The sequence below is a fragment of the Aeromonas finlandensis genome (genome assembly GCF_000764645.1).
Classification (GTDB): Bacteria; Pseudomonadota; Gammaproteobacteria; order Enterobacterales; family Aeromonadaceae; genus Aeromonas; species Aeromonas finlandensis.
This window is the reverse complement of the sequence record NZ_JRGK01000027.1, coordinates 1-23,654: the sequence shown is the minus strand read 5'-3', so window position 1 is coordinate 23,654 and position 23,654 is coordinate 1. Positions and strand designations below refer to the sequence as shown.

Here is a 23,654-nt window from a genome sequence, read left to right as displayed (position 1 = left end):
GAGATGCGGGTCGACTGCTTGGAGACCCAGGCGGCGATCTGGCTATCCTTGGGACGGCTGTGGAAATACTTCATCACCTCGAAGGTGCTCATCTTCTCCACCCGGCCGGTCACATGAACCTGACGGTCGAGGGTGTGCCAGGGGAAGAGCAGGCTGATACGGGGGTTGCCTTCCAGTTGGTGCGCTTTGCGGCTGCCCATGTTGGTGTAAAAGACCATCCCCTGGGCGTCGTAGTGCTTGAGCAGCACGGTACGCTGCCAGGGCTGACCATCGGCATCCACCGTCGCTACCACCATGGCGGTGGGATCGGTCAGTTTGGCCTCACAGGCCTGCGCCAACCACTTCTCGAACAGCGCCAGCGGATCGCTCGGGAGATCGGCCCGGTGCAGCCCACCACGGGAGTATTCACGGCGCAGATCAGCAACATCCATCATCTTGATTTTCCTTCAAATAAATAATGGTTCCACGACCATCAAGAGAGTGACGCAGGCATTGTGCGCTCGATAAAGCAACCTTGTAAACCATACAAAAAAGCGAAGAGGCTAACGCCTCTTCGCTTGGTTAATGCATATTCCAAAGAGGAGTCCCCCACCCTTTGGTTATCTGGTTTAGTAGCTCATGGTCTCACGACGACGCAGCAGCGCAGCAATACCAAGGCCCAACAGCGCGAACAGACCGGTCGAACCACCGCCGCCGCCATTGCTTTCAGGCTGGGGAGCCGGTGTATCATTGCTCTTGGTCGCCAGCTTTGGCGTAATGGCATAGAAGATATTGTCGCTACAGGCCAACTTGAGGCGCACAGTGCTGCCAGCATTGGCCGGAATGGTTACCTCATGGGCGCCATTGTTGCTCACACCATTGACCAGTGGCAGCCAACTCTTGCCTTCATCGTTGCTATAACTGATATCGACCCGCTGACAGTTGATGCGGCCACCATCGGTTCCAGCCACTTGCCAATTCACTGTGGTCGGGCTGCCAACCAGAATACGCTGGTCAGGGGCTGGCAAAATCTTGAAGTTTTGTGAACCGGTATCGACCACCTCGACCGAGGTCTCGCCATAGGCACCACCGCCTTTGCCATCACGGGCCACCAGACGGAAGTTAAGAGTACGCGGCACATTGACCCAGACATCACCTTTCTCAGCTTCCCCTTTCAACTGGGTAGCCAGCGAAGGAAAGTGGCGAACCGGGGAAGTTGTCGGCGCGGCGTAACGATACAGGGGGCCGGTTGCAAGGCGACCGGAACTCAATTGATCGCCACTCGTCGTTGCATCCCCCAGATCGACCTGCTCCCAAGTATAGGTAAGGGTATCGCCGTCAACATCATTACCCTTGCCACTCAGGCTAAATGCCACCCCTTTGGGGATCACATGTTCTGCTGGCACATCGGTAATTTCTGGCGCCTGATTATCACCATTTTGTCTCGGGAGAGGAGTACCACAACGGGAGGAAAATATAGGAGCAAGCGCCGATGGCGCCCCCTCGACTTTTATCGTGCCATTCCGCGCTTTAGCTTCACTGTTGTGGATATGCTCGAGCATCTGCTCAATCGACTTGCTATGAAAATAGGCTTCGCTGTTGAGCTGTACGTTTTGCTCCCCCATCAAACCCGCATAGCCCATTATGGAACTACCACTGCCTGGCTCCCATGCCATAGAGGGTTCTCTTTGTTTCCCGTTCGCATTATAGGTATGATCGGCATCAAATTGATGGCCGATTTCATGCGCAACAAAATCAATAAAAAATGCATCACCAACAGGATTTTTATTTCCTGTAACAGCACGAGATCTCAAGGAAGATAATCGTTCTATCTTATCACATAATGACCCTGGTAGTGCCGACCCGGCATCTTTTTCAACTTTTGTCAGTACATGACCAAGATCGAAATAGCCAAGCTCGCCCCCATTCATTTTAGACCACTGAGTCCTACTATTTATAATGGTAAGACTTGCATTCGTTATATTATTACTACTCGAGAAAGGGTCAAGCGAAGGGTCTTCGAATATAATCGTGTCATTCCCCTCTGCCAATACGAAACTAACCCCCAAGTCCCTTTCATATACCTCATTTAAACGGTTGACCAAGACAGCCAGTGAATCCAGTGCTTGAGCCTTACCGCCAAAGAACCTGGTATATTCACCAGTAGTAGAGAACGCAATACTGTACTGGGTAAGCGCTGCATTGCTATAGCTAGCCTCGTTACGAGCCGATTCAGTATTGTTTGCTAACTTTTTCTTCAGCCCAGACTTGTCAATGAATTCCTTGATATTCTTGTCATTCATTGAATGTGCATCTTTTTTGTAATAGACAGCGTAGGTACCATTGCGCTGAATATCGACAAATACCTGCTCTCCGGCATGCATAAACATGCCGTTAAAACCACGCGGCGAAATATTAAAGCGCCCGGTATTGCTGGGGGTGACCACTTCATGTCCTTTATAGGACATGATATCTGGATATTTTGCTGCCAGCGCTGGCGGTAATACGGAATAGGCTTCCAATTCATATTGAACCATCTTGCCATCAGGCAATGGCAGCGTAATCACACTTTGGCCTGCACGCAGATTATCTAAAAAATCAGGCTCTACTTCAAAAGTATTATATGCGCGAGCCCTTACAGGTTCATCGGTCTGCTTGCTGCGTTTTTCGACCATATGCCATGGGGATGCCAGCGCGATATTGGCTGACATTGCGATGACAACTGAGATTGCATTTATTGTGAACTTCATCATTATTAATCACCTGACTGAACAGCCGACGAGAATAACGTGACGCAAATCACAATTCAACTTTTTCAGCAAAAATTAAATGAATTTTATGTACATTAAAATCATATAGTTAGTGAACTAAAGTTTATAAGCAGCTCATTTTAATAGCGTTTTCAGCAGATCTTTTTAATAGAGTTAAAACTCCAAAAAAGCTATATAGAGGCTCATTTGTGAGTCATAGAATCATTCCCATGAGGTTATTACTATGTCTGGAATATTAGAGTTATAACTCCAACCATGTCAGTTTACACGCCGTTGTTCACCAGCCATTATTGCCTTGAAATCGCCTCCGGCATGCACTGTTCCAACATCCGCCGGTTATATCGGGTGGCATAGTCAATCCGCTGCTCGAACTCCGCCTTCTTGCCCATCTCAATCACATCACCGAACCCTTCCAGATAACGCACTCCGCAGCTCGCTCGCGATCTATACCATGAGGATCAATCACTAGATCCACATCCTGTCGCCGCCAGGCATCCTGCTGCTCATAAACGGCATAAGAGAAACCGTCCTGAAGCGGATCGACATAAAAGGTACGCCCCCGGTGAGTAAACATACCGTGAAAACCATGTATGGTGACATCAAATCGGCCTGTATCCGTCACCCGATCGATGGCCTTTCCACTGTAAGTATTGATAGAAGGGTAACGCTGGGCTAACGGCTCTGGGAGCAAGGCATTAGGGTTAACATCAAACTGCACCGTAGTGCCATCTGGGAGTGGCAAGGTCAACACACTGGCAAGATGCCGGGGTTCAAAGGCTTGTCCGGAACCACCACTCTGACCTTTTCAGCTCGCACATCATAGCTCCCTCCCCTTGCCAAGTTCCCATCCATGAAGGTCCACTGGGGTTCTGCTGCAACCTGAACAGACAAACTGGTGATAAACACCACAATGCCATGCTTCATAGAGCCTTCTTGCCCTACCTTGGTGACCACACGTATGGTGCAGCGTCAATGGACGATCTGCGTGACAGACAGAAAAGAAAATCCGCACAAAACCTCTGTCACGCTTAAAAATCCTGCTACTCCCGCGTTCCCCATCTCAGGCAATACAGACTGACCCCATTCAACAACGGAAAAAAGTGAAGGCGCCATTGGCGCCTTCACGGATAGCGATGGGGCAGAATATCCCCCCATTTGGATTGGTTCGTTGGCGTATTACTGCTTGTCCGCGCCCGATGCTATTGGGCAATGAATCACCATACGCTGGTTATACTCGCTGGCGTACGCGCTCAGCCGGGCATGTGCCTCTTTCTGCCCGGGTCTTATCACATCGCCCAACCCATCCAGATAGCGCACGCCACAGCGCGCCTTGGCCTCCGCCTGCTGCTCTGCAGGAATACCGGGCGCAACCTCGCCACGCCCGGCACGTACAATCAGTCGGTAGTCCTGTTTGGCAAGGTTGGCGCTAATCTCCTGTTCAAGAGGACTGGCATCAACCTGGCAGCCACCGAGCATGGCAAGCAGCAACAGGCTGATGACCCTCATGCACGCCTCCGCTGCCAACCGAGCAGCGCCAGTGCCAGGGTCCAGAATCCGAGCGACCCGCCACCACCACTACTCCCCGAGCTTGCGCTACGTTGGACCACGGGCAACTTGGACGGACTGATGGCAAAGAAGATATTGTCGCTACAGGCCACTTTCAGTCTGACGCTACTCGTCAAACCTGCTGGCAGGGTCACGGTCGCCGAACCGCTGTTGGGCTGACCAGCAGCCAGGGTGGTCCAATTTGCACCTTCATCCTGCGTCACAAAGAGATCCACCTTGCTGCAACTGATCGGCGCAACATTGGTCCCCGCCACATCCCAACTGACCGACTGGCTCCCTCCCGGGGTCAAGGTCACCCCCAGAGGCGCGGTCAGCCGGAATACACTTCCGGTATTGACGACCTGCACCTTCATATCATCGCTGGCAACCCCCCCCTTGCCATCACGAATCGTGAGTCTGAAGTTGAGATCCCGATCAATGGTCGGCCAGGCTTCCCCTTTGGCGAGCGAGCCGGAGAGCAGGGAGGGTAAGCTGGGCAAAGTCCGCTCCGGTGATGTCGTTGGTGCAACAAAACGGAAGAGCGGCCGGGTTCCGTCATCGACCATAGTCGCGACGCTGCTCGATTCGGTGCCCAGATCGATCTGTTCCCAGTTGTAGAGCAGGGGATCATTGTCCAGATCCGCACCAGCCCCCTTCAGGACAAATGGCGTCCTGGCTGGAATGACGTAATCGTTCCCGGCCGCAGCTTGCGGGGCATTATTATTCAACGCGACAGTGGTACCGCAATTTGGCACTGTCGCCATGTGCGCCCGCATCTGCTCGATAGATTTGCTGTGAAAATAAGGATCGCTGTGTGGCTGGATATTCTCTTCACCGCAGATCCCAGCATAGGCCATGATGGAGCTGCCGCTACCGGGTTCATATGCTTGTGTATCAGCCCTGTTACCACCTCCACAACTGCCCGTGGTACCGTTAAAGGTGTGGTCGGCACCGAACTGGTGGCCAATTTCATGGGCTACATAGTCGATAAAAAAGGCGTCACCAACCGGTATAGGTGACCCGGTCATCCCGGATGACTTGGCCCCAGAGGCGTAATCGGGCGGTAAAACATCCATACACAACACACCCAATCCGGCCAAACCACCGCCACCGGTATTAAGCACATGGCCAATATCAAAAGCACCGAGCGTCCCGTTAGCGAAGGCTTGTGCCTGCACAGTTATATTGATATCGGGATCCGCTATATCGTTGCCAAAGGGATCGCTTTTCGGATCGGTAAAGATCACGCTGTCATTACCTCTGGCAAGCTGAAACTCAGCCCCCACATCTCGCTGATAGACCTGATTCACCCGGTTAAGCAAGGTGGCAATGGCTGCCATGGCCAGCGGCTTGGAGCCACCGAAATACTGGGTATACTCCCCTGCCGCCGAGATGGCGATGGTGTAACGCTTGCGCGTATTGCCATCCACCAGCACCTTTCGAGCCAATGCCTTGGCATTGTTCCCGATGACTTTATCCGCCTCCTCTTCCAGACGGCTGTAGGCATCTTGCTGGTAATAAATGGCATACCCCTCGGCATTGCGCAGCGGGTCAACGAATACCGTCTTGCCCTGATAGCTGAACATGCCATGGAAACCCTGCGGACCCAGGTCAAAACGCCCGGTCTCTACCGGTTGAGCCGGGTTATGTCCCTTGAACGTCAGAATGTCGGGATACTTGGCGGCAAGATCGGGGGGGAGCAAGTCGTAGGGTTCCAGAGTGAAGCTCACCTCCCCCCCATCGGGCAATGGCAAGGTCAGCTGACGAGCCCCCGCTTGCAGCCCGGCAAAATAGTCAAGCGGCACCTTGGCAACCCGAAACTGATTGGCCCGTACTTCGTAACCGTCGGCCGCGTTGGCTCGTGCGGCAACCGTGCTCCACTCATTGGCCATCAGCGCAGTAGAGCCCAATAAACTGGCCACTATCAGGGCCAAAGAAGAGTATTTCGTCACATGCATTGTTTTTATTCCTTTATTAATGCACTTGCCTGAATCGCAGCCCGTACTTTTATGTTTATGCGGCCACACGAATACAACGCTGACGCAACCCTTTCCATCATTCCCGGATGGCGAGTGTTGCGCCAACTCTGTCGAACCCCTATCATTGCGCGGATTTGTCAATTTTAGAACTGCCATTCTTTGCAAAGGTGCGGTTCATCTTTATCTGGCCAAGGTTAATCTCATGCTCAAATCCCCACTGTTGCCCCGTTTCGGGGATCTGGTCGTTGCCATTGTTGACGATGTGCTCGGTCAGGGTCTCACCCTCGACCGCGCTTATGCCCGTCACTTCTCCGGCATCGAACTCAAACCGCAAGAACAGGCAAGGATTGCCCTGGTCACAGGCGACCTGCTGCGTCGCCTGAGCCTCTATTGCGCCCTGACCGGCATTCAGGTGCGTCAGGCCGAAAAGAATGTCTGGCCGCTGCTGCACAGCTGGCACGCCTTCCACAAAATTGACCAGCCCAACAACCCGACGCTGGATCGCTTCAATGAAGAGGCATTCCGTCGCCGTCTGACCGAGGCGAAGAAGAACCCGGTGCTGATGGATGGTTGCCCGAGCTGGCTGGAGAAACTGGGCAACGAGCAGTTGGGTGAAGCCTGGCCTGCCGAGCGTGCCGCCCTGGCCTGGATGCCCAAGCGCTACCTGCGGGTCAACACCCTCAAGTGCACCCGTGATGAGCTGCAGGCCATTCTGGCCAAAGAGCATGTCACCACCATTCCGGTTGAAGGTGTGGATACTGCCCTGCAGGTCACCTCTGACGCAGCCCTGTTCCGTACCAAGGCCTTTGCCGATGGTCGCTTCGAACAGCAGGACGCAGGCTCCCAGCTGGTTGCAGCTGCATTGGAAGTCGCCCCGGGCATGCGGGTTATCGACGCCTGCGCCGGTGCCGGTGGCAAGACCCTGCATATCGCCGCCATGATGCAGGGCAAGGGCCGCCTGCTGGCGATGGATGTGGAAGAGTGGAAGCTGGAGAACCTCAAGCAGCGCGCCCGTCGCGCCGGTGCCCACAACGTGGAGACCCGGGTCATCACCAGCAGCAAGACTGTCAAGCGCCTCAAAGAGAGCGCCGACCGCGTACTGCTGGACGTGCCCTGCTCCGGTCTTGGCGTACTCAAGCGCAATCCGGATGCCAAGTGGCGTGATACCGCCGAGCGTCTGCCGGTGCTGGTCGCGCTGCAAGAAGAGATCCTGCAGCGTTACAGCCAGATGGTGAAGGTCGGCGGTCTGCTGGTCTATGCAACCTGTTCCATCCTGCCCCAGGAGAACCGCCAGCAGGTGGACAAGTTCCTCGCGGCCAACGAGAATTTCCGTCTGCGTGACGATCACACCGTGAGCCCGTCCGAGACCGGTTTTGACGGCTTCTACATGGCTCGTATCGAACGGATCGCCTGATCTGCCCGATGACCATATAGACAAAAGCGGCTGCCATTGGCAGCCGCTCTGTTTTGGCTTGCTGACACGCTCCCGATGGGGGTTACAGCGCGGCAATCGCCTCAATCTCGATCTTCACATCCTTCGGCAAGCGGGCCACTTCCACGCAGGAGCGCGCCGGATACATGGCATCGTGCCGGGTGAAAAAGTCGTTGTAGACCTGATTCACCGCAGCAAAGTCGTTCAGATCCGAGACAAACACCGTGGTCTTGATGATGTTGCGCACCTGACCGCCTGCCGCCTCGACAATCGCCTGCACGTTTTGCAGCGAACGCAGGGTCTGCGCTTCGATGGTCTCGGGGATCTCGCCGCTCACCGGATCCAGCGGGATTTGGCCCGAGGTGTAGATCATGTTGCCGGTCACGCTGCTGAGGGTAACGCCCTGCACATAGGGGCCGATGGCACCCGGTGCCGCTTTGGTACTAATAACCTGTCGCATCCTAGCTTTCTCCTTGATGTCATAAAACGGGGTTGGCCCGAAGCAAGCCTGCTCGCCCCGGGCCCATAAGTCAGATCATGTTGGTGAAGGTTCTGGAAATCACATCCTGCTGCTGCTCGCGGGTCAGGGCGTTGAAGCGCACCGCATAGCCGGAGACCCGGATGGTCAGGCTGGGGTATTTGTCCGGATTGTCGATGGCATCGAGCAGCATCTTGCGGTTCATCACGTTGACGTTGAGGTGCTGGCCTCCTTCCACATCCCGCTCGTGATGGAAGTAGCCATCCATCAGCCCCACCAGATTGTTCTCGCGATTGGCGGGCTCCTTGCCGAGCGCCCCCGGCACGATGGAGAAGGTGTAGGAGATCCCGTCCTTGGCATATTTGAACGGCAGCTTGGCCACCGAGGCGAGCGAGGCGACAGCCCCCTTGCGATCCCGACCGTGCATCGGATTGGCACCCGGCGCAAACGGCGCACCGGCACGGCGGCCATCCGGGGTGTTGCCGGTCTTTTGGCCATAGACCACGTTGGAGGTGATGGTCAGGATCGACTGGGTCGGCACCGCATTGCGGTAGGTCGGCAGCGCCTGGATCTTCTTCATAAAGCGCTCGACCAGATCGCAGGCGATGGAGTCGGCCCGCTCGTCGTTGTTGCCGTACTGGGGATACTCCCCCTCAATCACGAAATCGACCGCCAGCCCGTCAGCATCACGCACCGGCTTGACCCTGGCGTACTTGATGGCCGCCAGCGAATCGACCGCCACCGACAGACCGGCAATACCGCAGGCCATGGTGCGGTAGACGTCGCGATCGTGCAGCGCCATCAAGGAAGCCTCGTAGCTGTATTTGTCGTGCATGTAGTGGATAAGGTTGAGCGCGCTGATGTACTGCACTGCCAGCCAATCCATAAAGCTGTCGAGGCTCGCCATGACGGTGTCGTAATCCAGTACCTTGTCCATGATGGGCGCCACTTTCGGGCCAACCTGGATCTTCAGCTTCTCGTCCACCCCGCCGTTGATGCAATAAAGCAGTGTCTTCGCCAAGTTGGCGCGGGCACCGAAGAACTGCATCTGCTTGCCGATCACCATGGGGCTCACGCAGCAGGCGATGGCGTAGTCATCGCTCTCGAAGTCGGTGCGCATCAGGTCATCGTTCTCATACTGCAGGGATGAGGTATCGATGGAGACGCGAGCCGCATAGGTCTTGAAGGCCCGCGGCAGCCCCTCTGCCCAGAGGATGGTGAGGTTGGGTTCGGGCGCCGGCCCCATGGTCTTGAGGGTATGGAGGTAACGGAAAGAGTTTCTGGTCACCAGAGTGCGACCATCCAGCCCCATGCCGCCGATCACCTCGGTCGCCCAGATGGGATCGCCAGAGAAGAGGGAGTCAAACTCGGGGGTACGCAGGAAGCGTACCATGCGGATCTTCATGATGAAGTGATCGACCAGTTCCTGGGCATCCTGCTCGCTGATGAGCCCCGCCTTCAGATCACGCTCGATATAGATGTCGAGGAAGGTGGCGGTACGACCGAGGGACATGGCCCCGCCATTTTGTGACTTCACCGCCGCCAGATAGGCAAAGTAGAGCCACTGCACCGCCTGCTGGGCGGTGCGGGCCGGGGCGGAAATATCGCAACCGTAGCTCGCCGCCATCTGTTTGATCTGCACCAGTGCCCGCTTGTGCTCGGCCAGCTCCTCGCGCAGACGGATCACCTGCTCCAGCTGCTCTCCCCGCTCGAGAGCCGGTTGCAGATCGGCGAACTGCAGCTCCCGCTCACGGATAAGATAATCTATGCCATAGAGTGCAACCCGACGATAATCCCCGATAATGCGACCACGGCCATAACCATCCGGCAAACCGGTCAAAATTCCCGATTTTCGGCAGCGCAACATCTCGGGAGAGTAGACGTCGAACACCCCCTGATTATGGGTTTTGCGCAATTCGCTGAAGGTATATTCAAATTCGGGATCCATCTCCCGGCCATATGCTTCAAAAGAGCTTTTGATCATATTTACACCGCCAAACGGGTGCAGTGCTCTTTTCAGCGGCTGGTCGGTTTGCAGGCCAACGATTTTTTCCAGCCCCTGCTCGATATAACCCGGCCCGTGGGCTGTGATTGTGGTGGCAATATTGGTATCAAAATCGACCGGCGCGTGGGTAGCATTCTCAATGCGGATACCCTCCATCACCTTGTTCCACAAGGTGGTGGTCGCCTCGGTGGCATCCGCCAGAAACTGTTCGTCACCTTCATACGGGGTATAGTTTTGCTGGATGAAATCACGAACGTTGATTTCATCTTTCCAGTTTTCACCGGCAAAACCTTGCCACGCCTGGATATAACTATCCTGATCCAATTGCACATCAATTTTCATTCAATAAACCTCGTTCACGATTCATGACATTACAGTTGAAATATTCAGACACACTCGGCCTGACGGATCTGTTGACCCAGACGAATGGCATCCAGCGCGATCATTTTCTCTTCATTGGTGGGAATAACCGCTGCAAATATTGCCGATGAGTGTGCAGAAATAACCCGACATCCCATGGTATTGGGTTGTTTATTCAACTCATCACTCATGGCGATGCCAAATACCTGTAGCCGTTCGCACACCAGCTTTCTGATAAGGGCCGAGTTTTCGCCGATCCCGCCGGTGAAAATAACCGCATCCAGTCGGCGCAATGAGGTGGCATGGCCGCCAATATGGCGGGCAATACGGTGGACAAAGGCATGGATCGCCAGTTTCGCCCCGGGGTGACCTTCGTGATAAGCCGCCTCCAGCACCCGCATATCGGAAGAGAGGCCGGAAATACCGAGCAAGCCGGAGTGCTTGTTCAATATCCGCTCGATATCCTCGATGGATTGCCCGGTTTTGCTGGCAATATAGGCCAGCGCGCCGAAATCAATATCACCGCTGCGACTGCCCATAATCAGCCCCTCAAGCGGCGTCATCCCCATCGAGGTATCGACACTCTTGCCATCCTGTACCGCGCAAATAGAGGCGCCATTGCCCAGATGAGCAATCACCACTCCGGCATCGTTGCCATTCAACCCAAGAAAGGAGACTGCCTGCTCGGCGACATAGCGATGAGAGGTGCCATGGAAGCCATAACGGCGCACACCGTAATCCTGCAAATATTGATAAGGGAGCCCATAGATATACGCCTCCGGCTTCAGGGTCTGGTGAAAGCCGGTATCGAATACTGCAATCTGGGGCTGTGTTGGAAATAGCTGACGAGCTGCCATCACACCGCTCAAATTGGCGTGATTATGCAGGGGAGCCAAGGGTGACACCTGCTTTATTTTGGCCAAGACATTTTCATCAATGATCACGGCTTCGCTAAATTCGCTGCCACCATGAGCAATTCGATGACCAACCAGCGCAATGGCATCCAGCAGCTCCCGTTTTTTCAATTCTGCCGCGATGGCAGCCAATGCACAGGTGTGGTTATTTTCAGGTAATGACATAGCGGGCTCTTTACCCACTTGCAATTGAGGATGGGCCGTTTCAATACCATCCGCCATACCGGATATCACCACCTCACAGGATTGACTATCCAGTACGGAGAATTTGACCGATGAGGAGCCGCAATTGATAACCAGAACCAACGAATCAAACTTCATTACATCGCCTCGATATGAATAGTGTCGAGTCACTGCAGTCAGGACATTTCACCATAGTGATTAAACAAACTGCTCAAATAACGGCTAGCCTTGCCCAGGGTCCAAATAATTGGGCCAACAAAGAACCGGTTATTGATCATGTCTGACTGCACCATCCAGACCCCGCCAAGGGGGCCTGAATGGTTGATGACTTGCAGAAAAGGTTTTCAGAACAGCTTGGAAACAATATTCAGGATGGTCAGCACACCGATAATGGTGACAAACAGGTTGCTGGCTTGACCTTTATATTTTGCCAGTGCCGGTGTCTTGCTCACCGCATACATCGGCAGCAGGCAGAGCAGAGAGGCGATAATGGGCGCCCCCATTGCTTCAATCAGGTCAAGGATGTTGGGGTTGACATAGGCGACCAGCCAAGTGGAGCCCATGATGAACAACATACTGATCATGTTCAGCTTTTTCAAAGAGACCTTGTTCTTGTCACCTTGATAGCCAAAGCGGAGGATCAGGCCGTTCAACCCTTCCAGGGTCCCCAGATAGTGGCCGAAGAAGGACTTGAAGATGGCAACCAGCGCAATAATGGACGCCGCATACTCCAGGGTGGTGGCAAACGCAGACTTGCTGCCAGTCATCGAAGAGAAGTGGTTGGCCAGATAGGAGAGCACCGGAATATTCTGGGCCTTGGCCTCTGCCATGTTTTGCGGCGAGAGGGTAAACAGGCAGCTGAAAGCGAAGAACATCACCACGGCCACCATCAACATGCTGGCACCAGAGATGATTTTGGAGCAGCGCTTCTCGGTAAAATCACGCCCGAACTCCTGCTCATACTCTTCCCGCTTGGAGACGATGAAAGAGGAGACAATCGGCGAGAAGTTGAAGGAGAAGACCATGATGGAGATGCCCAGCCAGACGGTAACCAGAATACCATCATGACCGAACATGGATATGTCACTCAGGTTGACCTGGTCAAATACCGCACTGTTCCAGTAGGGCACCAGCGACAGAGAGATAACGATCAGACTGGCGATAAAGGGAAAGACCAGATAGCTCATCACCTTGACCATCAAATCTTTACCAAAGTAGATCACGAATGCCATCAACATCAGCAAGGCCAGTGCAACCACACCTCTATTCAGCGGGGCCAGCTGCAACTGATGCTCCCAAAACGCCATAAAGGTATTGGTAATGGTGACACCATATATCCAGAGCAGGGGGCAGATGGCAAAGAAGTAGAGGAAGGTAATCACCACACCGCCCATCTTGCCGAAATGCTCTTCTACAGTTTCGGTGATATTGGCGGAAGGATTACTGCCGGAGAGGCATAATCTGGCAAGGGCCCGGTGACAATAGAATGCGATGGGATAAGCCAGCATCAGCATAATCAATATCGGGATCAGGCCACCATATCCGGCCCGGATTGGAAAGAACAATACCCCCGCCCCGATAGCAGTACCGAACAGACCCAATCCCCATGTGGTATCAGATTTACGCCATGCACGTGCATTCTCTTTACTGCTGGTAACAACACTGTCTAATATCATGACTGCATTCCTTACAGGCTAAATTGACGAATATTGTTCTGTTCGATAATTTCAGCAATTCGAGTCAAATCGATATTGCCACCAGAAATAATGCTGACGGTCTTTTTACCTTCGACATGATGTTTCAGCTTGCCACTGAGCAGTGCCGCAGATGCGAGGGCACCAGCCCCTTCCGTAATAATTTTATTACGCTGGATCATATCGACCATACTGTGACGAATATCGTCTTCGGTAACCAATACAATGTCATCTACCAGTTGCTTGACGATTTCAAAGGTTAGCGAACCGGGTCTTGCCACATCACAACCATCTGCCAGGGTGCTGCTGGTTCTGTGATTGGTAATAGTGCCAGCATAAAAAGAGGCTGCCATGCCGTGCACATTTTCGGATTGCACACCAATCACCTTGATAGTCGGGTTAATGGATTTAATGGCCATGGCAATACCAGCAATCAAACCACCACCACCAATCGGCACTATGATGTTATCGACATCATACAAATCTTCGATAATTTCCAGGCCAATGGTGCCCTGGCCGGCAATCACTTTTGCATCGTCGAAAGGGGGGATAAATACGCGGCCTTCCATCTCCACAATTTCACTGACTTTGGCAATGGTATCATTGAAGCTATTACCGTGGAGGATCACTTCAGCGGAATAATCTCTGGTTGCAGCGATTTTTGATGTGGGTGCACAGCAGGGCATGACAACCTTGGCATCAATACCAAGCATGGCACTGGAGAGTGATACACCTTGCGCATGGTTGCCCGCCGAGCAGGCGACAACACCTTTTTGTCGGTCTTCCAGACTTAATGAACTGAGTTTATTGAAGGCACCACGAATTTTAAAAGAGCCTGTCCGTTGCATGTTTTCCAGCTTGAGGTAAACCTCGCCATGACAACGTTCACTGATGTAATTTGAGGGTAGTTGCGCGGTTTTGTATATATGATTGGTCAGTCTTTTTTTGGCTTCAGTAATATCATGAAGACCAATGGGCAGATTGCTATACATCTTCATCGCAAATCTCTTTTTATTTATTAATTTGTAGGGTTTTACTTCACAAGGCGCAGCGATACTAGGTTTTATCACCTGCAATTAATGTGAGCATCAACACAAAAAAACATGTAAAGAGACTAGCTCATTGTGAAATTATCAAAAAATGTGACAACGGCAACACTCGAATCCCAATGGATTAGAAAATATAATCAGGAACTCTTAAATTATATAATTAACAACTAGCAAACAATGCATTAAAGATTAGATTTTTTAATGCAAAAAGGCTATGCAACTCAACCTGTATGAGCATAGATATCCTGCTCGCAATGTTTGTACGGCTTGGATCGCCGACAAATAAAAAAGGAGCCAAAGTGGCTCCTTTTTCAGCAATATGAACACCCGCTTATTCAGCAGCAGCGTCATCCTGCTTGTACTTGGCGGCAGTTTCCTTGATCAGGGACTGCAACTCGCCAGCCTGGAACATCTCGATCATGATGTCACAGCCACCGATCAGCTCACCCTCGACCCACAACTGGGGGAACGTCGGCCAGTTGGCAAATTTTGGCAACTCGGCACGAATATCCGGGTTTTGCAGGATATCAACGAATGCAAATGGCTCGCCACAGGACATCAGAGCCTGGGAGGCCTGGGCAGAGAAGCCACAGCTGGGTAGCTTGGGGGAGCCCTTCATGTAGATGATGATGGGGTTGTCAGCCAGCTGCTGCTTAATCTTTTCAATAGTTTCCATAGGTGCCTCACTAGAGCGATTTCGGCGGCCATTCTACTGCAATCTTGCCCGAGCACAAACTGGCAAAGGGGTAACCCGGCTCGAATTGCGCAAAGAACCCACTCTGGCTTGATCGCGATCATGGCGCCAATCAAGAGTTGTTAGGCCATCTTTGATACTGCTACAATCCCTTGGCTTTGGGCTACCCAGCCCCATCATTTTAAAAACAACTCTTTTCACATATAGAAAAGATTCCGCAATGTCTTGCAACCGTCGCATTTGCACGGTCCAGCCAATGGAGAGTAGAAAATGGCATTCGAACTTCCCGCTCTGCCCTATGCAATCAACGCTCTGGCACCGCACATCTCCCAAGAAACTCTGGAATATCACCACGGCAAGCACCACAACACCTACGTGGTCAACCTGAACAATCTGGTGCCGGGTACCGAGTTTGAAGGCAAGTCTCTGGAAGAGATCATCAAGACCTCCAGCGGCGGCATCTTCAACAACGCCGCCCAGATATGGAACCACACCTTCTACTGGCACTGCCTCTCCCCGAATGGCGGTGGCGAGCCGACTGGCGCCCTGGCTGATGCCATCAACAAGGCGTTTGGCTCCTTCGTCGAGTTCAAAGATGCCTTCACCAAATCTGCCATCGGCAACTTTGGCTCCAGCTGGACTTGGCTGGTGAAGAAAGCTGACGGCTCTCTGGCCATCGTCAACACCTCCAACGCCGGTTGCCCGCTGACCGAAGCCGGTACTACTCCGCTGCTGACCGTTGACCTGTGGGAGCACGCCTACTACATCGATTTCCGCAACCTGCGTCCGAAGTACATGGAAACCTTCTGGAACCTTGTGAACTGGGAATTCGTGGCCAAGAACCTGGCTGCCTAATCAGCCTCTCTTGCCAAAACGCTCCGCACTGCGGGGCGTTTTTTATGTCTGTGTGGCAGCGAAGATGAAAAAGGCGCCCGCAGGCGCCTTTTACATATCGAGATAACCAGCTTACTGGTCTAACTCGTCCATATATTCATCCAGATTGGCATCATCAGCCTTATCTGCCTGCTCCTGTTTCATCTCCCCCTCGCGGCCAGTCACCTTGTTCTGGTTATGCTGCAGATAGAAATCTTTGGTCAGCGCATACGGATCGAGTGCGTTGTCGATGATCCGTTCCTGATCGATCAGCTTGGCGCGAGTCCCCAAACCATCCAGTACCCAATGGGTAAATCTCAGCGGGATCGTCAACAAGGCATAGGGGAAATAGATGGTATCGATCGTATCACCGACCAGCTCACGGGTCGTTGTCGGGCCATAGACTGGCACCATGATGTAAGCTCCATCGCCAATATCGGCTTTACCCAATAAGGTATCCATCTCCAGCTTGTTACGGGCAAGACCAGCATGCTTGGCCACATCAAAGATACCCAGCAGACCGACCGTGGTGTTGAGGGTGAAACGGCCCAAATTGGTGCCTGCCCCCTTCAAATCACCGATGATCAGATGGTTGACCATGCTGCTCGGTTCATCAAAGTTGGCAACAAAGTTGGCGATGCCATCCTTCACCCCCGCCGGTACATAACGGGCATAGCCATGCACGACCGGGCGAGCCACATAGGGCTCAAGTACATCGTAATTCACCGCCCACATGGCCCTGTTTGCCCCCTGGAAGGGGTCGCGAGGATCGGCCGCGGTACTGGTTGCGCCAGGATGGCTCATCCCTGGATTGACATCCAGGCTCTCTGGGCCGGGCTTGGGTGGGCCACCGGCACAGCCAGCCAACAAGAGGGCTGACAGCACGGCACCTGTACGAAGACACATATGGAAGTCCTGACGTTTTATTTTGATTTATCAGAAGTATAGATAACCCGGCCCCATCCAGGGGCCGGGTTATCAGAGGGGTATATTAGAGGGCGTGATCGATACGGATGTCAATCGGAGCAGAGGGAATATCAGCTGTCTTGATGGGCTTGGACAGCCCCTCGAAAGCCCCTTCCTTGTTCATTACGTTGCCACCGCGCGAGAGACGCGCCTTGAACTGCAACTCTGGATAGGTCGCCAGCTTGCTGCCTTCCATCATCGCATCGCCATCCCCCAGCGAGAGCGTGACAGGCAGGGTGGGCCCTGCTATGCGCTTGACGGCGATCGGCATGGGCGGCCCATTGGGCACCACGGCAAAGACGAAGAGATGGGCATCCTCCGGCATCTGAATACCAGCCGCCAGCGTGATATGGATAGGGAACTCCCCAGCCTTCACCTCGGATGTTGCCGGGTGCGCTTGAGCACTAGTTGCTACGCCAGGAGTCGTCACAGCCACGCCACGCTGTTTCAGCTGTGCACGGGCATACTCCATGGAGCGCTCGACCATCACGTAACGGGGGGACCCTTTCTCCATCAGTGGCAACATCGCCTGCCAGCGTTCCAGAGCTGTCTGGAACTCCTCTTTCTGCAGCGCCATAAAGGCATAGACGGAGCGCGCTTCGATATTGTCCGGATCCTGAGCGATAGCAGCCTGCAACAGGGCATCTGCTTGGGCCTCATTCCCCGTCATCATCAACGCTTGGGCGTAGGGCACCGCCACCAGCGATTTTTGTGGCGCCAGCGTGTAGGCACGCTCCAGCGCATCGTTGGCCATCTCGGGATCATTGCCATCCAGCGCCAAGCGCCCCAGCAGCAACCAGCCACGGTAGTCGTTCGGTTCATTCTTGAGACGGGTACGCAGCGCCAGCGTGAAGTCCAGCAGATCCTGCTCGGTCACCTTGGCATCACGCTCAACCAGAATGCGATTACTAAGCTCGCCCAGACGGCTGCTGGCATCTTGCCAGCGGCTCACCTCCTGCCAGGAGCCCAGCTTGTAGTAGAGCCCCAGACTCACCACCACCAGCACCACGACACCCGGGATCCAGATCAGACTCTTGCCACTGCGGGCGGTCTGCTCCACATCGGGAATATCATCCAAGAGGCTTCGCTGCAGCTCGACCAGCGAATCAGACTCCTCGGCCAATACCCCCTGCTCGCGCTCTTCGCCAATCTCCAGCAGCCGCTGGCGATAGAGCTGTTTGTTGAGCGCCGAACGACTGATGCTCTGTTTACCTTCACCACGCCACAGCGGCACGACGAGCGCCAGACTCACCAGCACCAGCAAGCCCGCGATCACTATCCAAAAAGCGGTCATTGTTTCTCTTCCTCTTTGAGCAACTCGGCCAGACGACGCCGTTCCTTCTCGCTCAGGGTGTTATCCGGTTGTTTTTTCACCGCCTGGGGGCGGCGGCTGCGCATCACGACCACGGCGCCACCGATCAGGATCACCAGCAGCGGGCCAAGCCAGAGGATCAGGGTAGAGGCCATCAGGGGCGGGTTATAGAGGATAAAGTTGCCGTAGCGGGCCACCATGTAATCCACGATCTCCTCTTTATCCTTGCCCTCGCGCACCATCTGGTAGGTCTTGTCGCGCAAGTCCTTGGCCAGCCCCGCATTGGAGTCGGCAATATCCTGGTTCTGGCACTTGGGACAGCGCAGCTCTTTGGTCAGTTCGCGAAAGACCTGCTCCTGATTGTCGTTGTCGAAGGTATAAACATCGATAGCAGCCATAGCTGGCGCTTGTACCACCCAACCCAGCAACAGCAGCATGGCAGCAATAAATACTCTCATCAGGACTCCCCTCACTTCATGGCATCAAAGATGGGTTTGAGGGTCGACGCCCAATTTTCGGGGTTGATATCCCCCACGTGGCGATAACGGATGATCCCCTTGCTGTCGATAAAGAAGGTCTCCGGCGCGCCGTATACCCCGAGATCCAACCCCAGCATGCCGTCCGGATCATAGAGATTGACCTGATAGGGGTTGCCCAGTTCGGCCAGCCACTTGATCGCCTTGTCGCGTTCATCCTTGTAGTTCATGCCAACGATGTAGATCCCCTGCCCCGCCAGCTGTTTGAGGTAGGTGTGCTCGCCATAGCAGGTGGGGCACCAGGTAGCCCAGACGTTAAGCAGCATGGGGCGACCGGTCAGGATGGTGCGATCATGCTGTTTGTCCAGATCGTAAATATCCTGCAGGGTGAACACCGGTACCTCTTTGCCCACCATCACGGACTCGAGCTTGGTGGGGTCGGAGTAGAGCCCCTTGAACAGGAACACCGCCCCCAGCAAAAAGACGATAAAGGGGATTAAAAACAACCAGGTCTTTTTGCTCATGCCTTGACCTCCTCCTCACGAGGGCCGAAACGGTAACGCTTGTCGAGCATCGCCAACACACCACCGATGGCCATCAAGACGCCGCCGAACCAGATCCAGCGCACAAAGGGTTTGTAGTAGATCCGCACCGCCCAGGCACCGTTGTCGAGCTGTTCGCCCAGTGCCGCATAGAGATCTCGGGTGATGCCAGCATCAATGGCCGCTTCGGTCATCGGCATCCGGGTCACCTTGTACATCCGCTTCTCGGGTTTGAGCACGGCGACCTGCTTGCCATTCTTGTGCACTTCCAGCACACCCTTGAAGCCATCGTAGTTGGGGCCGTTCTTCTCCTTGATCCCGGCAAAGACGAACTCGTAGTCAGCAAAGTGCACCCGATCACCCGCCTGCATCCGCAGATCCTTCTCGATGCTGTAGTTCTGGGTGCAGGCGATACCGATGATGCTGACTGCCAACCCCACATGGCCGAGGATCATGGCCCAGTGGCTGTTACCAAGCTTGCGCACACCGACCGCAAAGTTGTGCTTGTGGGTGGCTCGCGCCCAGGTCTCCTGCACGCTGGTAACGATGATCCAGACCCCCAGACCAATCCCTACCGCCGCCCACGGCTTGAAGGTTTCGGCCAAGGCCAGTGGCAATAGCAAGGCAGCAGCCAGACTCAGCACCAGCGCTACGATCACCTTGTTTCTGAGTTCTCCCAGATCCTGACGACGCCAGCGGAACAGCGGACCAACCCCCAACAGCAGGGCAAACGGGATGATCAGCCAGCTGTAGATGTGGTTGAAGAAGGGGGTGCCGATAGAGATGCTACCCAGTCCCAGCTCCTTGTGTACCAGCGGCAGCAAGGTGCCGAGCAGTACGGTCAGCAGGCCCGCGACCAGCATGATGTTGTTACAGAGCAACAGGGTCTCGCGACTCCACAGCTCGTGTTTACCGTGGCTCTTCACCTGCGAGCCTTTGAAGGCAAACAGCAACAAGGATGAGCCGATCACTGCCAGCAGGAAGCCGAGAATAAACAGGCCGCGGGTCGGGTCGGAGGCAAACGCATGCACCGACACCAGCACACCGGAGCGCACCAGGAAGGTGCCGAGCAGGCTCAACGAGAAGGCGGAGAGAGCCAGCAACACGGTCCATGCCTTGAAGGTGGCGCGCTTCTCGCTCACCGCCAGTGAGTGCAGCAGGGCGGTACCCGCCAGCCAGGGCATGAAGGAGGCATTTTCTACCGGATCCCAGAACCACCAACCGCCCCAGCCGAGCTCGTAGTACGCCCACCAGGAGCCGAGCACGATACCCAGCGTCAGGAATACCCAGGCCGCCATGGTCCAGGGGCGTGACCAGCGGGCCCAGGTCGCATCGAGTCGGCCGGTCATCAGCGAGGCAATGGCAAAGGCAAACGCTACCGAGAAGCCCACATACCCCATGTAGAGCATCGGCGGATGGAAGATCAGACCCGGATCCTGCAGCAGCGGATTGAGGTCACGGCCATCTACCGGGAAATAGGGCAACGTACGGATGAAGGGATCGGAGGTGAACAGTACGAACGCGGTGAAGCCGACCGAGATCAGGCCCAACACGCCGAGTACCCGCGCCACCGCATCAAGCGGCAGACGACGGCTGAACATGGCAACCGCCGCAGTCCAGCCTCCCAGGGTCAGAACCCACAGCAGCAGGGAACCTTCGTGGGCGCCCCACACCGCAGAGATGCGATAGGCCAGTGGCAGCAGGCTGTTGGAGTTAGTGGCCACATACTGCACGGTGAAGTCGTTATCGATAAAGGCCCAGGTCAGGCAGAGAAACGACAGCAGCAACAGCAAAAACTGGGCATAGGCAAGCGGGCGAGCCGCCGACATCATGCCAAGGCGCCCCCAACTGGCCCCCAGCAGCGGATAGCTACCCAGCAGCAAGGCTGTGGCAAGGGCCAGGATCAGTGAGAACTGTCCTAATTCCGGGATCATGGACGGATTCCTTTCAATTGAACTGCGACAAATGCAGGCTCACAGACAAGCCATGGTGAAAACGGCGCAGGAGCAGCAGGGATCATGACTTGGCTCCCTTCAACTGCGCTTCGGTATATTGCGGCTTTAAATGGACACCGTTGGTGGCATCGGCCACTTCCGGCGGCATGTAGTTTTCATCGTGCTTGGCCAGCACCTCGAACGCCGCCACTGTCGTGGCATCCTTGAGGGTCCCCTGAGCCACAATCCCCTGCCCTTCACGGAACAGATCCGGCAGGATGCCGTCAAACTCGACCGTCACCAAATGACCGCCGTTGTCCACCAGCTTGAAAGCGACCTTGAGACTCTGGGGATCCCGCTGCACCGACCCCGGTACCACCAGCCCACCGATGCGCAGACGCTGCCCCTCTTCCGGCTTGATCTTGTCCGGCCCCTTCCCCTCCACCAGCTCACTCGGGGTATAGAAGAGATCGATGTTCTGACTGAGGGCGTAGAGCACCAGTCCGCTGACGGTGGCCAGACCCAGGGTAATGGCCAGAATGATGGTGAGGCGTTTTTTGCGTCTCGGGTTCATAGGGTGTTCTCCATCTGCTGGGCCGCCTTGCGACGGGCCTCGCGCGCCTGTTTGCTGCGCAACTCGCCGAGCAGGCTGCGGGTTTTCATGCGGGTAGAAATGATGATGCCGACCAGACACACCAGCGTCAGGCCAAAGGAGAGCCAGACATAGAAGGCGTAACCGCCCATCGCCATAAAATCACTGAAAGAGGCAAAGTGCATGCTTACTTCTCCTGCTTGGCAAGATCGATGACCCAGGGGCGATGCCACTCCCGCATCAAGAGCTCATTGCGAAAACGCATCAGGGTCAGGGCACCGAGAAACGTGGCAAACGCCAGGATCATCATCAGCAGGGGCCAGAGCATCTCGGGGGAAATGGACGGTTTGTCAAATTTGGTGATGGTGGCCCCCTGATGCAGGGTGTTCCACCACTCCACCGAGTAGTGAATGATGGGCAGGTTAATCACCCCGACCAGCGCCAAAATGCCCGCGGCACGGCCAGCGACCACCTTGTCACTGAAGGCGTTGTAGAGGGCAATCACACCGAGGTAGAGAAACAGCAGGATCAGCTCCGAGGTGAGCCGCGCATCCCATACCCACCAAGTGCCCCACATAGGCTTGCCCCATGCCGCACCGGTAAAGAGGGCGATAAAGGTAAATACGGCGCCGACCGGCGCAATGGCTGCAACCGTCATGTCCGCCATCCGTAGCTGCCACACCAATCCGATAAAGGCGGCCACCGCCATAGTGGAGTAGGCCCCCATGGAGAGAATGGCGGAAGGCACGTGGATATAGATGATCCGGAAGGAATCCCCCTGCTGGTAATCCGCCGGCGCAAACGCGAGGCCCCAGACAGTTCCGATCACAAACGAAAGCAGACTAATCACCGCAAACCAGGGCAACAGAGTGCCTGCCAATTGATAGGCCCGCTCCGGTTTGGCATAAGGGTGCAACCATTTCCACATAGCTCACAAAACCTTTTTGTTATTAATCGTTTGGCGAGGCCTACCATACCGACCACGGGGCTGCATCAAATACCCCGAAAGCAATAAGCGGCGCTCAGCTTGATCCATCGCAACTTAATTTCTTTAAAACCTGCCCCATGCGGAGCCAAAACTTCGTTTCTCTACACAATCAATTGAGACTGACCCGCAACGCCGCCGAAACGGCGAGCGGTGTCAGCGTCAAAGCCCCCACCAGCATGGCGGCCAAAATGGCAAGCTGCCCACCATAGGGCAAGCTCATCCCCGCAGCATCGATGGCGGAGGTGGCAAAAATCAGCACCGGAATATAGAGCGGCAGGATCAGCAGACTGAGCAGTACTCCTCCTTTGCGCAGCCCCACCGTCAAGGCGACACCGACAGCACCGAGCAGGCTCAGCACAGGGGTGCCAAGTGCCAGCGTCGCGACGACAGCCAGATAGGTATTCATATCCAGCGACAGCAAAATCGCCAGCAAGGGAGAGATCAACAGCAGCGGCAACCCGGTCAGCAGCCAGTGAGCGACCACTTTCGCCAGCGCCAGCAATCCCAGCGGGTGCGGCATCAGCATCATCTGCTCCAGCGCACCATCGGCAAAGTCGTCGCGAAACAGTCGCTCCAGCGACAGCATGGCCGCCAAGAGCGCCGCTACCCAGATAATCCCCGGGGCAATACGGGCCAGCAGCTTCGGCTCCGGACCAATGCCTAATGGAAACAGGGTGATAACGATGAGAAAAAACCAGAGCGGATTGAGAATATCGGAACGCTGGCGCAGGGCCATCAGCAGTTCACGGTGAATAAGGTGCATAACGGCGCGCAACATGGCGTTACTCCTGCAATGTCGAGGCGAATGGGGTCAACGAGATGGTCTTCAGCCGTCCCTGCATCTGAGTCAGATCCTGATGGGTAGTGAGGATCACCATGCCGCCCCGC

At 54.9% G+C, this 23,654-nt stretch carries 22 protein-coding genes and 1 pseudogene; 2 read left to right on the top strand and 21 right to left on the bottom strand.

The window, feature by feature from the left end; translation table 11 throughout:
* The 5 genes from LD28_RS0103260 to LD28_RS0103240 form a co-directional block, all read right to left on the bottom strand.
* The coding region (locus tag LD28_RS0103260; protein WP_033135588.1) for a pyridoxal 5'-phosphate synthase at positions 1-434 on the bottom strand (434 nt) is incomplete at its 3' end.
* A 174-nt stretch (positions 435-608) separates the two neighbouring features.
* The gene (locus tag LD28_RS22090; protein WP_081959403.1) at positions 609-2,732 is read right to left on the bottom strand and encodes a reprolysin-like metallopeptidase; all 2,124 of its coding nucleotides are present in this window, start codon (positions 2,730-2,732) and stop codon (positions 609-611) included.
* Between the two features lie 412 nt (positions 2,733-3,144).
* A complete protein-coding gene (locus LD28_RS23765) occupies positions 3,145-3,468 on the bottom strand; it encodes a hypothetical protein (protein WP_241462253.1) in 324 nt (107 codons plus the stop codon).
* A 458-nt stretch (positions 3,469-3,926) separates the two neighbouring features.
* Positions 3,927-4,256 carry a hypothetical protein gene (locus LD28_RS0103245; protein ID WP_033135586.1) on the bottom strand — a complete coding sequence of 110 codons (330 nt, stop codon included), beginning with the start codon at positions 4,254-4,256 and terminating at the stop codon, positions 3,927-3,929.
* Entirely contained in the window at positions 4,253-6,253 is a 2,001-nt protein-coding gene (locus tag LD28_RS0103240) for a reprolysin-like metallopeptidase (RefSeq protein ID WP_033135585.1), read from the bottom strand. Before LD28_RS0103240 ends, LD28_RS0103245 begins: the two co-directional genes overlap by 4 nt.
* A 223-nt stretch (positions 6,254-6,476) precedes the next feature.
* Between LD28_RS0103240 and LD28_RS0103235 the strand changes: the two genes are divergently transcribed.
* The gene (locus LD28_RS0103235) at positions 6,477-7,688 is read left to right on the top strand and encodes an RsmB/NOP family class I SAM-dependent RNA methyltransferase (RefSeq protein WP_033135584.1); all 1,212 of its coding nucleotides are present in this window, start codon (positions 6,477-6,479) and stop codon (positions 7,686-7,688) included.
* Between the two features lie 82 nt (positions 7,689-7,770).
* On the opposite strand, the gene LD28_RS0103230 is transcribed toward LD28_RS0103235, so the two are convergent.
* The 6 genes from LD28_RS0103230 to LD28_RS0103205 form a co-directional block, all read right to left on the bottom strand.
* Positions 7,771-8,166: a RidA family protein gene (locus tag LD28_RS0103230; RefSeq protein ID WP_033135583.1), complete on the bottom strand. Its 396-nt coding sequence runs from the start codon at positions 8,164-8,166 to the stop codon at positions 7,771-7,773.
* A 70-nt stretch (positions 8,167-8,236) separates the two neighbouring features.
* Complete coding sequence (pflB, locus tag LD28_RS0103225) at positions 8,237-10,531, bottom strand: formate C-acetyltransferase (RefSeq protein ID WP_033135582.1); 2,295 nt, start codon at positions 10,529-10,531, stop codon at positions 8,237-8,239.
* Positions 10,532-10,575: 44 nt separating this feature from the next.
* Positions 10,576-11,784, bottom strand: coding sequence for a propionate kinase (gene tdcD / locus LD28_RS0103220; RefSeq protein WP_033135581.1), 1,209 nt, complete (start codon positions 11,782-11,784; stop codon positions 10,576-10,578).
* 206 nt (positions 11,785-11,990) lie between these two features.
* The gene (gene tdcC, locus LD28_RS0103215; protein ID WP_033135580.1) at positions 11,991-13,322 is read right to left on the bottom strand and encodes a threonine/serine transporter TdcC; all 1,332 of its coding nucleotides are present in this window, start codon (positions 13,320-13,322) and stop codon (positions 11,991-11,993) included.
* A gap of 11 nt (positions 13,323-13,333) precedes the next feature.
* Positions 13,334-14,338: a bifunctional threonine ammonia-lyase/L-serine ammonia-lyase TdcB gene (gene tdcB, locus LD28_RS0103210; protein WP_033135579.1), complete on the bottom strand. Its 1,005-nt coding sequence runs from the start codon at positions 14,336-14,338 to the stop codon at positions 13,334-13,336.
* Positions 14,339-14,720: 382 nt separating this feature from the next.
* A complete protein-coding gene (locus tag LD28_RS0103205) occupies positions 14,721-15,065 on the bottom strand; it encodes a Grx4 family monothiol glutaredoxin (protein WP_033135578.1) in 345 nt (114 codons plus the stop codon).
* A 288-nt stretch (positions 15,066-15,353) separates the two neighbouring features.
* On the opposite strand from LD28_RS0103205, the gene sodB reads away from it, so the two are divergent.
* Positions 15,354-15,938, top strand: a complete 585-nt coding sequence (gene sodB, locus LD28_RS0103200) for a superoxide dismutase [Fe] (RefSeq protein WP_033135577.1) — start codon at positions 15,354-15,356, stop codon at positions 15,936-15,938.
* A 111-nt stretch (positions 15,939-16,049) separates the two neighbouring features.
* On the opposite strand, the gene LD28_RS0103195 is transcribed toward sodB, so the two are convergent.
* The 10 genes and pseudogenes from LD28_RS0103195 to LD28_RS22825 all read right to left on the bottom strand — a co-directional run.
* Positions 16,050-16,862: an MlaA family lipoprotein gene (locus tag LD28_RS0103195; protein WP_033135576.1), complete on the bottom strand. Its 813-nt coding sequence runs from the start codon at positions 16,860-16,862 to the stop codon at positions 16,050-16,052.
* 85 nt (positions 16,863-16,947) lie between these two features.
* Entirely contained in the window at positions 16,948-18,216 is a 1,269-nt protein-coding gene (gene ccmI / locus LD28_RS0103190) for a c-type cytochrome biogenesis protein CcmI (RefSeq protein ID WP_033135575.1), read from the bottom strand.
* Positions 18,213-18,692, bottom strand: a complete 480-nt coding sequence (locus LD28_RS0103185) for a cytochrome c-type biogenesis protein (protein ID WP_033135574.1) — start codon at positions 18,690-18,692, stop codon at positions 18,213-18,215. The genes ccmI and LD28_RS0103185 overlap by 4 nt, the downstream gene beginning before the upstream one ends.
* 11 nt (positions 18,693-18,703) lie before the next feature.
* Complete coding sequence (locus tag LD28_RS0103180; RefSeq protein WP_033135573.1) at positions 18,704-19,234, bottom strand: DsbE family thiol:disulfide interchange protein; 531 nt, start codon at positions 19,232-19,234, stop codon at positions 18,704-18,706.
* Positions 19,231-21,186 (bottom strand): heme lyase CcmF/NrfE family subunit, encoded by a 1,956-nt coding sequence (locus LD28_RS0103175; protein ID WP_033135572.1) that lies wholly within the window; start codon positions 21,184-21,186, stop codon positions 19,231-19,233. Before LD28_RS0103175 ends, LD28_RS0103180 begins: the two co-directional genes overlap by 4 nt.
* 82 nt (positions 21,187-21,268) lie before the next feature.
* Positions 21,269-21,760, bottom strand: coding sequence for a cytochrome c maturation protein CcmE (ccmE, locus tag LD28_RS0103170; RefSeq protein ID WP_033135571.1), 492 nt, complete (start codon positions 21,758-21,760; stop codon positions 21,269-21,271).
* The gene (ccmD, locus tag LD28_RS0103165; RefSeq protein WP_019444732.1) at positions 21,757-21,963 is read right to left on the bottom strand and encodes a heme exporter protein CcmD; all 207 of its coding nucleotides are present in this window, start codon (positions 21,961-21,963) and stop codon (positions 21,757-21,759) included. The genes ccmE and ccmD overlap by 4 nt, the downstream gene beginning before the upstream one ends.
* Positions 21,964-21,965: 2 nt before the next feature.
* Positions 21,966-22,706, bottom strand: coding sequence for a heme ABC transporter permease (locus LD28_RS0103160; RefSeq protein ID WP_033135570.1), 741 nt, complete (start codon positions 22,704-22,706; stop codon positions 21,966-21,968).
* Between the two features lie 169 nt (positions 22,707-22,875).
* Positions 22,876-23,544: a heme exporter protein CcmB gene (gene ccmB / locus LD28_RS0103155; RefSeq protein ID WP_005353658.1), complete on the bottom strand. Its 669-nt coding sequence runs from the start codon at positions 23,542-23,544 to the stop codon at positions 22,876-22,878.
* A gap of 4 nt (positions 23,545-23,548) precedes the next feature.
* Positions 23,549-23,654: pseudogene (locus tag LD28_RS22825) on the bottom strand (cytochrome c biogenesis heme-transporting ATPase CcmA); the annotation flags it as partial.